Source organism: Streptomyces racemochromogenes, assembly GCF_044129415.1.
In the GTDB taxonomy this organism is placed as follows: Bacteria; Actinomycetota; Actinomycetes; order Streptomycetales; family Streptomycetaceae; genus Streptomyces; species Streptomyces racemochromogenes_A.
Window position 1 is genome coordinate 1 of sequence record NZ_JBBDHD010000092.1, and the last position, 14001, is coordinate 14001.

The 14001-nt window shown below is 73.3% G+C and carries 10 protein-coding genes; 6 read left to right on the forward strand and 4 right to left on the reverse strand.

The features are described from left to right. From WDV06_RS26965 to WDV06_RS26990, 6 genes are all read left to right on the forward strand, one after another. Positions 1–1857: DNA translocase FtsK (locus tag WDV06_RS26965; RefSeq protein WP_395512385.1), on the forward strand; the 1857-nt coding region annotated here is incomplete at its 5' end. Positions 1858–2065: 208 nt separating this feature from the next. Beyond that, on the forward strand, positions 2066–2968 hold the full coding sequence (locus tag WDV06_RS26970) for a helix-turn-helix domain-containing protein (RefSeq protein WP_395512386.1): 903 nt from the start codon (positions 2066–2068) through the stop codon (positions 2966–2968). Positions 2969–3113: 145 nt separating this feature from the next. Beyond that, positions 3114–4628: a 30S ribosomal protein S12 methylthiotransferase RimO gene (gene rimO / locus WDV06_RS26975; RefSeq protein WP_395512387.1), complete on the forward strand. Its 1515-nt coding sequence runs from the start codon at positions 3114–3116 to the stop codon at positions 4626–4628. Continuing rightward, positions 4625–5281: a CDP-diacylglycerol--glycerol-3-phosphate 3-phosphatidyltransferase gene (gene pgsA, locus WDV06_RS26980; RefSeq protein ID WP_395512388.1), complete on the forward strand. Its 657-nt coding sequence runs from the start codon at positions 4625–4627 to the stop codon at positions 5279–5281. The genes rimO and pgsA overlap by 4 nt, the downstream gene beginning before the upstream one ends. A gap of 56 nt (positions 5282–5337) precedes the next feature. Continuing rightward, positions 5338–5838, forward strand: a complete 501-nt coding sequence (locus WDV06_RS26985) for a CinA family protein (protein WP_395512389.1) — start codon at positions 5338–5340, stop codon at positions 5836–5838. A 109-nt stretch (positions 5839–5947) separates the two neighbouring features. Next, the gene (locus WDV06_RS26990) at positions 5948–6328 is read left to right on the forward strand and encodes a helix-turn-helix domain-containing protein (protein ID WP_007266936.1); all 381 of its coding nucleotides are present in this window, start codon (positions 5948–5950) and stop codon (positions 6326–6328) included. A 449-nt stretch (positions 6329–6777) separates the two neighbouring features. Here WDV06_RS26990 and WDV06_RS26995 read toward each other — a convergent pair whose 3' ends face one another. From WDV06_RS26995 to WDV06_RS27010, 4 genes are all read right to left on the reverse strand, one after another. Then, positions 6778–7548 carry an SDR family NAD(P)-dependent oxidoreductase gene (locus WDV06_RS26995; protein WP_395512390.1) on the reverse strand — a complete coding sequence of 257 codons (771 nt, stop codon included), beginning with the start codon at positions 7546–7548 and terminating at the stop codon, positions 6778–6780. Between the two features lie 32 nt (positions 7549–7580). Further along, positions 7581–8393 (reverse strand): Fpg/Nei family DNA glycosylase, encoded by an 813-nt coding sequence (locus tag WDV06_RS27000; protein WP_395512391.1) that lies wholly within the window; start codon positions 8391–8393, stop codon positions 7581–7583. A 109-nt stretch (positions 8394–8502) separates the two neighbouring features. Then, complete coding sequence (locus WDV06_RS27005) at positions 8503–9210, reverse strand: hypothetical protein (RefSeq protein WP_395512392.1); 708 nt, start codon at positions 9208–9210, stop codon at positions 8503–8505. 179 nt (positions 9211–9389) lie between these two features. Next, on the reverse strand, positions 9390–13988 hold the full coding sequence (locus WDV06_RS27010) for an ATP-dependent helicase (protein ID WP_395512393.1): 4599 nt from the start codon (positions 13986–13988) through the stop codon (positions 9390–9392). Positions 13989–14001 lie beyond the last annotated feature (13 nt).

The window sequence follows — 14001 nt, forward strand, 5'->3', positions numbered from 1 at the left end:
GCCCTGGCCAAGCGGCGCCGCCCGCGGCGGGCCGCCGCGCGGCCGGGGGAGCGGGAGATGGACGCCGTCGACGTGGCCGCGGCGGCCGCCGCCGCGCTGGACGGGGTGGTCTACGGAGGGCTGCCGCCGAACCCGCTGGTCGCCGACCTCACCCAGGGGATCACCCCGCAGCGGGACGGCGTGGAGATCACCACCCCGGTGCCGCCCGCCCGCGAGGAGCGGCCCGCCGCCCCCGCGGCCCCGGCGGCCGGGCCGGACCCCGCCGGCGCCCCGCACGAGCGCACCGCCGCGGCCTCGGGGACCTTGTCGGTGCCGGACCTGACGAAGGCCCCGCCCGAGCCCCAGCCGCTGCCGCCCCGCGCCGAGCAGCTCCAGCTGCGCGGCGACATCACCTACTCCCTGCCCTCGCTGGAGCTGCTGGAGAAGGGCGGCCCCGGCAAGACCCGCAGCGCGGCCAACGACTCGGTGGTGGCGGCGCTGACCAACGTGTTCACCGAGTTCAAGGTGGACGCGCAGGTCACCGGCTTCACCCGGGGCCCGACGGTCACCCGCTACGAGGTGACCCTCGGTGCGGCGGTGAAGGTCGAGCGGATCACGGCGCTGGCGAAGAACATCGCCTACGCCGTGGCCTCCCCGGACGTGCGCATCATCAGCCCGATCCCGGGCAAGTCGGCGGTCGGCATCGAGATCCCCAACACCGACCGGGAGATGGTCAACCTGGGGGACGTCCTGAGGCTGGCGGACGCCGCCGAGGACGACCACCCGATGCTGGTCGCGCTGGGCAAGGACGTCGAGGGCGGCTACGTCATGGCCAACCTGGCGAAGATGCCGCACGTGCTGGTCGCCGGCGCCACCGGTTCCGGCAAGTCCTCCTGCATCAACTGCCTGATCACCTCGATCATGGTCCGGGCCACCCCGGAGGACGTCCGCATGGTGCTGGTCGACCCCAAGCGGGTCGAGCTGACCGCCTACGAGGGCATCCCGCACCTGATCACGCCGATCATCACCAACCCCAAGCGGGCCGCCGAGGCCCTCCAGTGGGTGGTGCGCGAGATGGACCTGCGCTACGACGACCTGGCCGCCTTCGGCTACCGGCACATCGACGACTTCAACCAGGCGATCCGCGAGGGCAAGATCAAGCTGCCGCCCGGCAGCGAGCGGGAGCTGAGCCCGTACCCGTACCTGCTGGTCATCGTCGACGAGCTCGCGGACCTCATGATGGTGGCCCCGCGCGACGTCGAGGACTCCATCGTGCGGATCACCCAGCTGGCCCGCGCGGCCGGCATCCACCTGGTGCTCGCCACCCAGAGGCCCTCGGTGGACGTGGTGACCGGTCTGATCAAGGCGAACGTGCCCTCGCGGCTGGCCTTCGCCACCTCCTCCCTCGCCGACAGCCGGGTCATCCTGGACCAGCCCGGCGCCGAGAAGCTGATCGGCAAGGGTGACGGACTGTTCCTGCCCATGGGCGCGAACAAGCCGGTCCGCCTCCAGGGCGCCTTCGTCACCGAGGACGAGATCGCCGGGATCGTCCAGCACTGCAAGGACCAGATGGCCCCCGTCTTCCGGGACGACGTCACGGTCGGGCAGAAGCAGAAGAAGGAGATCGACGAGGAGATCGGCGACGACCTGGACCTGCTGTGCCAGGCGGCGGAACTGGTGGTCTCCACCCAGTTCGGCTCCACCTCGATGCTCCAGCGCAAGCTGCGCGTGGGCTTCGCCAAGGCGGGGCGGCTGATGGACCTGATGGAGTCCCGGGGTGTCGTCGGCCCCAGCGAGGGCTCCAAGGCCCGGGACGTCCTGGTCAAACCCGACGAACTGGACGGGGTGCTCGCCGTCATCCGGGGAGAGGCCCCTTAGAACGGGGGTCCGCCCGTCTCACCCGGGAGCAGGGGGTTCGGCGGGCAACCGTTTCCCTTGGGCGTGCGTCAAGTTGAGGGAGGCAGCGGCGGGCGGCGCCCTCGCCATACGGATGGCGTAGGAAGCGGACCCTCCGGTTGCCCGACCCTTTCGTCACCCCCCTAGACTGGACATCCAGCAGGTGGCTACACGCTCGAAAGGCGCCCTTGTGTCCATCGGCAACTCCAACTCCCCCGAAGAAGAGCGGCCTTCGACCGACGAACGGTCCGAGGACCGGCTCGTCGAACGTTCCGTCGAAGGCCCGTCCATCGGGACGGCCCTCAAGAAGGCCCGGATCGCCGCCGGGCTCACCGTCGACGAGGTCTCCTCCACGACGCGCGTGCGCATTCCGATCGTGCACGCGATCGAGGAGGACGACTTCACCCGGTGCGGCGGCGACGTGTACGCCCGCGGCCACATCCGTACGCTCGCCCGCGCCGTTCACCTCGACCCGGTCCCCCTGGTCGAGATGTACGACGCGGCCCACGGCGGCCGGCCGGCCCCCACCCCCGCGGCGCCGATGTTCGACGCCGAGCGCATCCGTCCCGAACGGCAGCGGCCCAACTGGACCGCGGCCATGGTCGCCGCCATCGTCGCCGTGATCGGCTTCGTCGGCTTCACCGCCTTCGGCGGCGGCGACGAGAAGGCCAAGCACCCGGTGGCGGAAGGTTCCGTCTCCCCGCAGCCGGCGCCCAAGCAGTCGGCGGGCGGGCAGCAGCCCCCGGCCCAGACCCCGCAGTCCCCCCAGGCCCCCAAGCCGGAGCCCTCGGACAGCGCCATCGCGGCCGCCCCCAAGGACCTCGTCACCGTGGTCCTGACCGCCGACGTCGGCGAGAGCTGGATCTCGGCCAAGGACCACAGCGGCCGGCTCCTCTTCGACGGCACCCTCGCGCAGGGCGAGTCGAAGACCTTCACCGACAAGGAGTCCGTCGACCTCGTCCTGGGCGACGCCGGCGCCGTCAAGCTGTTCGTGAACGGCAAGGAGATCAAGGACAGGTTCGAGTCGGGTCAGGTCGAGCGGCTCACCTACACCAAGAACGACCCCCGTCAGGGCCAGGCCCAGGCGGGCTGACCGGCCCTGAGCGGCGCCCACCGGCGCGGAATAAAAAATTCCGGATCCCCGGGACCCGTGCGGCACCTGCCGCCGGCTCCCGGGGATCTTGTCGTGGGGGGACTTGGGGCAGGGGCCGGCGCCGGGACGAAGTAGTCTTGAGTCCATGCCCGAACGCCGTACCGTCGCCCTTGTCACTCTTGGCTGCGCCCGTAACGAGGTGGACTCGGAGGAGCTCGCAGGCCGCTTGGCGGCGGATGGCTGGGAGCTCGTCGAGGACGCCGCCGACGCGGACGTAGCCGTCGTCAACACCTGTGGCTTCGTCGAAGCCGCCAAGAAGGACTCCGTAGACGCCCTGCTGGAAGCCAACGATCTCAAGGATCACGGCAAGACCCAGGCTGTCGTCGCCGTCGGCTGTATGGCCGAGCGCTACGGCAAGGAACTCGCCGAAGCGCTCCCCGAGGCCGACGGGGTCCTCGGCTTCGACGACTACGCCGACATCTCCAGCCGCCTGCAGACCATCCTCAGCGGCGGCAACATCGAGGCCCACGCCCCGCGCGACCGGCGCCAGCTGCTGCCGATCAGCCCGGCCGAGCGCCAGAACGCCTCCGTGGCCCTGCCCGGCCACGCCCAGGACGGCGCCGAGGAGCCCGCCGAGGCCCCCGCCGACCTCCCCGAGGGCATCGCCCCCGCCTCCGGCCCGCGCGCCCCGCTGCGCCGCCGCCTGGACAACAGTCCGGTCGCCTCGGTCAAGCTGGCCTCCGGCTGCGACCGCCGCTGCTCCTTCTGCGCGATCCCGTCCTTCCGCGGCTCCTTCATCTCCCGCCGCCCCTCCGACGTGCTGGGCGAGACGCGCTGGCTCGCCGAGCAGGGCGTCAAGGAGATCATGCTGGTCTCCGAGAACAACACCTCGTACGGCAAGGACCTCGGCGACATCCGCCTGCTGGAGACCCTGCTGCCCGAGCTCGCCGCCGTCGAGGGCATCGAGCGCGTCCGCGTCAGCTACCTCCAGCCCGCCGAGATGCGGCCCGGTCTGATCGACGTCCTCACCTCGACCCCCGGGGTCGTCCCGTACTTCGACCTGTCCTTCCAGCACTCGGCGCCCGGCGTGCTGCGCGCCATGCGCCGCTTCGGCGACACCGACCGCTTCCTGGAGCTGCTGGACACCATCCGCGCCAAGGCCCCGCAGGCCGGCGTCCGCTCCAACTTCATCGTGGGCTTCCCGGGCGAGACCGAGGAGGACTTCGCCGAGCTGGAGCGTTTCCTCACCCACGCCCGCCTCGACGCCATCGGCGTCTTCGGCTACTCCGACGAGGACGGCACCGAGGCCGCGACGTACGAGAACAAGCTGGACGAGGAGACCGTCGCCGAGCGCCTCGCGCACATGCAGCGGCTCGCCGAGGAACTCACCTCCCAGCGTGCGGAGGAGCGGATCGGCGAGACTCTTGAGGTACTCGTCGAGACGGTCGTCCCGTTCGACGAGGCGGAGGAGGGCGAGGGTGCCTACGGGCGCGCCGCCCACCAGGCCCCCGAGACCGACGGCCAGGTCGTCTTCACCGACGGCACCGGTCTGGTCCCCGGGACCATCGTCACCGCGAAGGTGGTCGGCACGCTGGGCGTGGACCTGGTGGCCGAGCCGCTGGGCACCGAGTTCTCGGAAATCCAGGAGGCGGCCGGATGAGCGGAGTCCCGGCATCTGCGGCGGGCGGGACCGGCCGCCGGCCCACGCCCGGCGCGAAGCTCGGGGCTGCGGCCGTCAACCAGGCCAGCCTCTGGAACATCGCCAACATCCTGACGATGATCCGGCTGGTCCTCGTGCCGGGATTCGTCCTGCTGCTGCTCGCCGACGGGGGCTACGACCCCGTCTGGCGGGCGCTCGCCTGGGCGGCCTTCGCCGTCGCCATGATCACGGACATCTTCGACGGGCACCTCGCCAGGACGTACAACCTGGTCACGGACTTCGGGAAGATCGCCGACCCCATCGCCGACAAGGCGATCATGGGGTCGGCGCTCGTGTGTCTCTCCTGGCTCGGCGACCTGCCCTGGTGGGTGACCGGGGTGATCCTGGGACGGGAGCTCGGGATCACGCTGATGCGGTTCTGGGTGATCCGCTACGGGGTGATCCCCGCCAGCCGGGGCGGCAAGCTCAAGACCCTGGCCCAGGGCACGGCGGTGGGCATGTACGTGCTCGCGCTGACCGGGCCGCTGGCCACCCTGCGCTTCTGGGTGATGGGGGTGGCCGTCGTGCTGACGGTGGTCACCGGTCTGGACTACGTCCGGCAGGCCGTGGTGCTGCGCCGGGCGGGACTGGCCGAGGAGCGGGCCGCGAAGTGACGGACGGGTCGGGGGAGGCATCGGAATCCGTGGGAGCGGGGGAAGGTGCTGCGGGAGTGGCCGAAGACGTACTGCGCCTGCTTGCGGAGAGTGACCAGAGCCTCGCCGTGGCGGAGTCGCTCACCGGGGGGATGGTGGCCGCCGAGCTCACGGCGGTGCCGGGTGCCTCGCGCTCCTTCCGCGGGTCGGTCACGGCGTACGCCACTGAACTCAAGCACCGGGTCCTCGGAGTGGACGCCGCGCTGCTGGCCGCCGAAGGCGCGGTGAACGCGCAGGTCGCCGCGGAGATGGCGAGCGGGGTACGGCGCGTGATGGGCGCTTCGTGGGGGATCGCGACGACCGGAGTGGCCGGTCCCGACCCCCAGGACGGGCAGCCCGTGGGCACCGTCTTCATCGCCGTGGCGGGTCCGGGGGGCAGGAAAACGGCCCGGCTGCGGTTGAACGGCTCCCGTACGGAAATCCGTAGGGAGAGTGCACGCACAGTGCTCGAACTGCTCTCAAGCGAACTCCGCGAGAATCGGCGGGGGCAGGATACGGAACAGAACGGGGGGATTTGATGTTTGCAGCCCTGAGTGAACACGACATCGCTCCCCGCACGGCCGCGGCGCGAGGCGGTACGGTGGGGCGTGAAGGTTACGGCTACACGGTCAGAGGAGGGAGCCACCGATGATTCTGCTCCGTCGCCTGCTGGGTGACGTGCTGCGTCGGCAGCGCCAGCGCCAGGGCCGTACTCTGCGCGAAGTCTCCTCGTCCGCCCGAGTTTCGCTCGGCTATCTCTCCGAGGTGGAGCGGGGGCAGAAGGAGGCATCCTCCGAGCTGCTCTCCGCGATCTGCGACGCGTTGGACGTACGGATGTCCGAGCTGATGCGCGAAGTCAGTGACGAGCTGTCGCTGGCCGAGCTCGCGCAGTCGGCAGCCGCAAGCGAACCGGTGCCGGCACCGGTGCGCCCGATGCTCAATTCGGTCTCCGTGGCCTCGGTCACGGGCGGACCCGAGCGGGTGACCATCAAGGCGCCCGTGGAAGCGGTGAACGTCGTAGCCGCTTGAGTACCGCGAGCCGGATACGTGGGTGTGGCGGAGCCCCGGGTGGTGCGTGAGGCACCGGCCGGGGCTCTTCGCCGTCTGCGGGCCCTCGTGCGGCCGTGCGCCCGGCGTTCTGGGTGCGGGGGCCGGGGGCGTGGGGGAGGATGGGCGCGACCGGTATCCGGCCCTCTGGGAGGTGGCCGTGCGGCTGTTACTGCGCATACCCGTGGCGTGGCCCGTGGCCCTGGCCGTGCCCCTCGTGCTGGCGCTGGGCGCGCTGTGGTGGTGGGCCGTGGTGAGGCTGGCGGTGGTGCCGGCCGAGGCCGGGCCCGTGGAGGGCGCGATAGCGATGGGCGGCTGGGGGCTGGGACTGCTGCCCGTGCACTGCGCCCCGGGGCCCGTGCGCAGGGCCCGGGGCGGAGGCCGCGGCGGCCCCTCGGCGCCCCCGGGCGGGGCCGTGGGGGAGGTGGGGATCACCAGGGCATCGACACCCCTCCGTTCGGGCGAAGGATCTGGCCCGTCATGAAGGACGAGGCGTCCGATGCCAGGTAGAGGACGGCGTGGGCGATGTCCTCGGGCTCGCCGACCCGGCGCAGCGGGGACATCCGGACCATCGCGGCCTCGGTCTGCTCCTGGGCTTCGGGGCTGTGGCGGGCGGTCATGGGGGTGCGGATCCATCCCGGGGCGACGGCGTTGACGCGGATGCCGTGCGGGCCGCTCTCGGTGGCCAGGGTCTTGGTCAGCTGGACCACGGCGGCCTTGGCGGCGCTGTAGCAGAGCAGGCCCGGCTGGGCGGCGTCCACGGCACCGGAGGCCATCGTGACGACCGAGCCGGGGCGACCGGCGGCGATCATGGCGCGGACGGCCTCCTGGCAGGTGCGCAGGACCCCTTTGAAGTTGATGTCCAGGACCCGGTCGAGGTCCTCGTCGGTGGTGTCCAGGACGCTGCTGGTGTGCATGACCCCGGCGATGGCGGCGGCGATGTCGAGCGGCCCGGCCGCGGCGACGGCGGCCCGCAGGGCGGCGCGGTCGGTGACGTCGAGGGGGTGGGCGGTGGCGGCTCCGCCGGCCTTGCCGATCATGGCCGCGGTCTCGGCCAGCCCCCGCTCGTCGCGGTCCGCGCAGTGCACGGACGCGCCCGCTCCGGCGAGCAGGAGCGCGGTGGCCCTGCCGATGCCGGCGGCGGCTCCGGTGACGAACGCGGTGCGGCCGGTGAGGTCGTACGCGGTGATGGGTGTGGGCATGCCAGGACGGTACGAGCGTATCTGACGGCCCGTCAATTGGTTGGCCGGTCCGGGGTGGGGCCGGACTGGCAGCGGGGACACCAGTACGTGGGCCGGCCGTCCTGCGGGGCCTCGCGCACGGGGGTGCCGCAGCGCAGGCACGGGCGGCGGGCGCGGCCGTAGACGAAGAGCTCCTGGCCGGGCCGGTGGCGGCCGGTGGTGTTGCGGTGGCCGCCGTGGCCGGTGTTGGCGGCGAGCAGGCGCTGGGCGGCGGCCGCGATGCGGACGGCGGTGACCTCGGGGTCGGGCAGCTCGCCCACCGGGGTCCAGGGGGTGACGGCGGCCAGGAAGCAGAGCTCGGACTTGTAGATGTTGCCGATGCCCGCGAGGTTGCGCTGGTCGAGCAGGGCCTCGCCGAGGGGGCGGCCGGGTGTGGCGAGGAGGTTCGCGGCGGCCCGGTCCGGGTCCCAGTCCGGCCCCAGGAGGTCGGGGCCCAGATGCCCCACGGCGCGCCCCTCGTCGGGGGTCCGCAGCAGTTCCAGGACCGGCAGGCGGTAGCCGACGGCGGTGGCGTCCGCGGCGGCCAGCACGGCCCGGATCTCGTAGTGGGGGCCGCCGCGCCACTTCTCGGCCGGGGCGAAGACGTACCAGGCGCCGTCCATGCCGAGGTGGCTGTGGAGGGTGAGGCCGCCTTCGAGGCGGGCGAGGAGGTGCTTGCCGCGCGGGGTGACGTCCAGGACGGTGCGGCCGGCGAGATCGGCGGTGGCGAAGCGGGGGACGCGCAGGTCGGCGTGGGTGAGGGGCTTGCCGGCCAGGGCGGCGTGCAGGCGGGCCGCCACACGGTGGACGCTGTCTCCTTCGGGCATGGGGCCATTGTCCGCCGCCGGGGCCTGGGGAACGCGGAACCCCCCGGGCGGGGTGCCGCCGCAGGGGGTTCGCGCGATCAGGAGGGGTGAGGGCCCACAGGGCCGCTCATCACTTCCAGGTGAGGCCCTTCTGGGGCGGGGAGGCCAGGTTGTTGTACGGGTCGCCCCAGTACTCGGCGCCCGAGACCTTCGAAGCGGCCGGCGCGAGGGCCAGCACGCAGTTGGTCTGGGACTGGCCGTTGACGAAGCCCTTCGGCAGGGAGTCGTCCTTGCACTTCTCGAACTTGCCGATGATCGAGACCTTGTCGGCCTCGGTGCCGTCGGCGAGGAGGCCCTTGATGTGGCCGACCGAGGTGAAGGACAGGTCCGTCGTGCCGGTGTTCTTGACCGTGTAGCGGATGTAGTAGGGAACCAGGCCCTTCGCCTTGTCGCCGAGGTTCAGCGGCGCCAGGTCGGCCGGGTTGCCCTGCTCGATGGTGGTGACGGCGATGGAGATCTGGCCGCCCTTGTTGCTGCCGTAGCTGAACGGGACCGTCGCCGCCTCGCCGATCTTGAAGGCCTGGCCCGACTTGGCGACCGCACCGCCGCCGGCGGCGGGGGCGCCGGAGGCGCCGTCGTAGCCGCCCGCGGCCGGGGAGCTCGGGGCTCCGGCCGGCGGGGTGGCGTAGCCGCCCGGCTGGGACGCCTGGGCGGACGGGGCGGCCGGAGCCGCCGGGATCTCTTCGTTGCCGTCCTTGCAGCCGGTCAGGACCAGGCTGCCGGCGACCGCCAGACCCGCCGCGGCCAGAGTGGTCTTGCGCATGCTGATGGAACTCACTTCTTCTCCCCCATGACTGTGCACCGCCTACGCGGTGCCTGTGATCACCTTTGATAAGGCATGGATAAGCGCCAGTGCCAGCCCAGGAGCGGCTGGCAGCGGTTTCGTGACATGGCCAAGACATACGTGTCTGAGTCGAGACCGGAGCGAGTTCAAGCCGTTTCCCCGCCCGGGGCCCCTCAGTTGCGCAGCCTCAGTCCCCTCGGAGTGGCGTGGAAGCCCGCCGCCTCCAGGGCCTGGCCGAGCGGGGAGGTGAGGGCCGCCGCGGCGTTGATGCGCTCCACCGTCAAGTCCGGGAGCGTGCGCGCCCGGGAGGCCGCCACGAGGGCGTCCATGGCCGCCGCGAGGCGCGGGTCGCCCGGATCCGGCCAGGCCAGCAGGGTCTTGCCGCCGCGTTCCAGGTAGAGCGTGAGCTCACCGTCGACCAGCACCACCAGCGCGCCCGCCTTGCGGCCCGGCTTGTGGGTGGCCCCCGTCGGGGGCTCCGGCCAGGGCAGGGCCGCCCCGTACGCGTTCGCCGGATCGGCGGCGGCCAGGACCACCGCCGCCAGCGGTGGCGGGGTCCGCTCGGCCGCGCGGAGCCGGTCCACCGCACCGTCCATCGCGAACTGGGCCGCGCCGAGCCCTTCCACCACGTAACCCCGGCGGGCCTGCCCGCTGTCCTCGAAGGCCGACAGGATCCGGTACACCGCGCTGAAGCCGCCCTCGACGCCCTCGGCCGCCACCGCCCCGCGCGTGACCACCCCGTGCCGGTCGAGCAGGGTGCGGGCCAGGGCATGGGCGCGGTGGGTGGGATCCGGGGCCTGCGCCGGCAGGAGCGACCAGCGGCCCGAGACCGTCGGCGGGCCCGTACGGGAGACGGTCGCGCTCAGGCTGCCGTACCGGCCCCGCGGGACCGTGCGGCGGGCCCGGTGGGCGGTGGCGCCCGCCGTGCGGCCCGAGCCCAGCAGGGAGCGCAGCGGGGCCAGGGTGTCGTTGGTGAGCCGGCCCGACCAGGCCAGGTCCCACAGGGCCGAGGACAGCTCCAGGTCCGTGGCCTCCGGATGGCGGGCCCGGACGGCCTGGGTGAGCTGGCGGAAGAACAGGCCGTACCCGCCCGAGAGGGCCTCCAGCACCGCCTGGTGCAGCGGGCCCGGATCCAGCGGGTGCGGCTCCGGCAGCAGCATGGGGGCCGCGTCCGCCAGGTACAGGGAGATCCAGCCGTCCTTGCCCGGCAGGGCCCCCGCACCGGCCCACACCACCTCGCCGGTGGTGGTCAGTTCGTCCAGCAGCGCCGGCGTGTACCCCGCGACCCGGGAGGGCAGGATCAGCCGCTCCAGCGCCGAGGCCGGCACCGGGGCCCCCTGGAGCTGCTCCACGGCGCGCGCCAGGCCGTCGATCCCGCGCAACCCGCCCCCCAGGTGCTGCCACTGGGGCAGGAAGGTGGCGAGCGAGGCCGGCGGCACGGGCTCCAGCTCCTGGCGCAGGGCCGCCAGCGAGCGGCGCCGCAGCCGGCGCAGCACCGCCGCGTCGCACCACTCCTGGCCGATGCCCGCCGGATGGAACTCGCCCTGCACCACCCGGCCGGCCGCCGCGAGCCGGTGCAGGGCGCCCTCGGTCACGGCCGCGCCCAGGCCGAAACGCGCGGCGACGGCGGTCGTGGTGAACGGGCCGTGGGTACGGGCGTAGCGGGCCAGCAGGTCGCCGAGCGGATCCTTGACCGGCTCGGTGAACGCCTCGGGGACCCCCACCGGCAGGGCCGTGCCCAGCGCGTCCCGCAGCCGGCCCGCGTCCTCGACCGCCGCCCAGTGCTCCGCGCCGCCGATCCGCACCCGGATCGCCCGCCGGGCGGCCTCCAGGGAGGCGGCCCAGCCCGCCTCCGCGCCCCGCTCCGCCAGCTCCTCGTCCGTCAACGGGCCCAGCAGGCGCAGCAGATCGGCCACCGACTCGGCGTCCTTCGCGCGCCGGTCCTCCGTCAGCCACTGGAGCTCCCGCTCCAGTTCCTCCAGCACCTCGGCGTCGAGGAGCTCGCGCAGCTCGGCCTGGCCCAGCAGCTCCGCCAGCATCCGCGAGTCCAGCGACAGCGCCGCCGCCCGCCGCTCGGCCAGCGGCGAGTCACCCTCGTACAGGAACTGGGCGACGTACCCGAACAGCAGGGAACGGGCGAAGGGCGAGGGCTCGGGGGTGGTGACCTCGACCAGGCGCACCCGGCGCGCCTCCACGTCCCCCATCAGCTCGGTCAGGCCCGGCACGTCGAAGACGTCCTGGAGGCACTCGCGCACGGCTTCCAGCACGATCGGGAAGGACCCGAACTCGGAGGCCACCTGGAGCAGTTGCGAGGCCCGCTGGCGCTGCTGCCACAGCGGGGTCCGCTTGCCGGGGCTGCGCCGCGGCAGCAGCAGCGCCCGCGCCGCGCACTCGCGGAACCGGGAGGCGAACAGCGCCGAGCCGCCCACCTGGTCCGTGACGATCTGGGCCACGTCCCCCCGGTCGAAGGCGACGTCGGCCGCGCCCAGCGGGGCCTGCTCGTCGTCGAACTCGAACGACGGCGGCCGGGCCGGATCGTGGTCGAGGAGGTCCAGGTCCATGGAGAACAGGTCGGCGTCCGGAAGGCGCAGCACGATGCCGTCGTCGGCGTGCATCACCTGGGCGTCCATACCGTACTTCTCCGCCAGCCGGGCACTCAGCGCCAGTGCCCACGGGGCGTGCACCTGGGCGCCGAAGGGGGAGTGCACGACGACACGCCAGTCGCCCAGCTCGTCGCGGAACCGCTCCACCACGATGGTCCGGTCGTCCGGCACGTGCCCGCAGGCCTCCCGCTGCTCCGCGAGGTACGCCAGCACGTTGCCGGCGGCCCACGCGTCGAGCCCCGCCGCCAGCAGCCGCAGCCGGGCGTCCTCCTCGGAGAGCGCCCCGAGCTCGCGCAGGAACGCGCCCACCGCACGGCCCAGTTCCAGGGGGCGGCCCAGCTGGTCGCCCTTCCAGAACGGCAGCCGGCCCGGCACCCCGGGCGCCGGGGTGACCAGGACCCGGTCGCGGGTGATGTCCTCGATCCGCCACGAGGTCGTGCCCAGGGTGAACACGTCGCCCACGCGGGACTCGTAGACCATCTCCTCGTCGAGCTCGCCGACCCGGCCGCCGCCCCTCTTCGGATCGGCGCCCGCGAGGAAGACCCCGAAGAGCCCGCGGTCGGGAATGGTGCCGCCGGAGGTCACCGCGAGACGCTGCGCGCCCGGCCGGCCGGTGATCGTCCCGGCGACCCGGTCCCACACCACCCGGGGCCTGAGCTCGGCGAACGCGTCCGACGGGTAGCGTCCCGCCAGCATGTCCAGCACCGACGTGAACGCCGACTCGGGCAGCGCCGCGAAGGGGGCCGCCCGCCGCACCAGCGCGAGCAGGTCGTCCAGCTGCCAGGTGTCCATGGCCGTCATCGCGACCAGCTGCTGGGCGAGCACGTCGAGCGGGTTGGACGGGATCCGCAGGGACTCGATCGCCCCCGTCCGCATCCGCTCCGTGACCACCGCGGCCTGCACCAGGTCCCCCCGGTACTTGGGGAAGACCACCCCGGTCGAGACCGCGCCCACCTGGTGCCCGGCCCGCCCCACGCGCTGGAGTCCCGAGGCCACCGACGGCGGCGACTCCACCTGCACCACCAGGTCCACGGCGCCCATGTCGATGCCCAGCTCCAGGCTGGAGGTCGCCACCACGGCCGGCAGCCGGCCCGCCTTGAGGTCCTCCTCCACCAGCGCCCGCTGCTCCTTCGACACCGAGCCGTGGTGCGCCCGGGCCAGCAGCGGCGGCGCGCCCTGCGCGGCACCCGACTGGGCCATGATCTCGGCCGGCGGCGGCGCGCCCTCGCCCAGCAGCTCGCCCGTGGCGCGCTCGTAGGCGATCTCGTTGAGCCGGTTGCACAACCGCTCCGCGAGGCGGCGGGAGTTGGCGAAGACGATCGTGGAGCGGTGGGCCTGCACCAGGTCCGCGATCCGCTCCTCCACATGCGGCCAGATCGACGGTCTGTCCCCACCCTCCCGGCCCTCCGTGGCGGGGGAACCGCCCAACTCGCCCATGTCCTCCACCGGAACGACCACCGACAGGTCGAACTCCTTGGCCGACGGCGGCTGCACGATCTCCACCCGGCCGCGCGGCGCGAGGTAGCGGGCCACCTCCTCCACCGGCCGCACCGTCGCCGACAGCCCGATCCGGCGGGCCGGGCGCGGCAGCAGCTCGTCCAGCCGCTCCAGGGAGAGGGCCAGATGGGCGCCGCGCTTGGTCCCCGCCACCGCGTGCACCTCGTCGAGGATCACGGTCTCGACCCCGGACAGCGCATCCCGGGCCGCCGACGTCAGCATCAGGAACAACGACTCCGGCGTGGTGATCAGAATGTCCGGCGGACGCAGCGACAGTGCCCGGCGCTCGGCGGCCGGGGTGTCCCCGGAGCGGATCCCCACCCGGACGTCCGGCTCGGGCAGCCCCAGGCGGGCCGACTCCTGCCGGATCCCCGTCAGCGGGCTGCGCAGATTGCGCTCCACGTCCACCGCGAGCGCCTTCAAGGGCGACACGTACAGCACCCGGCAGCGCTTCTTCGGCTCGGCCGGCGGCGGCTGGGATGCCAGCCGGTCCAGGGCGGCGAGGAAGGCGGCCAGCGTCTTGCCGGAACCGGTCGGCGCCACGACGAGCACGTCCGACCCCTCCGCGATGGCCCGCCAGGCGCCCTCCTGCGCGGACGTGGGCGTACGGAAGGCCCCCGTGAACCACGAGCGGGTCGCGGGGGAGAACGAGTCGAGCGCAGCGCCTGCCATGCCCCCATCGTGC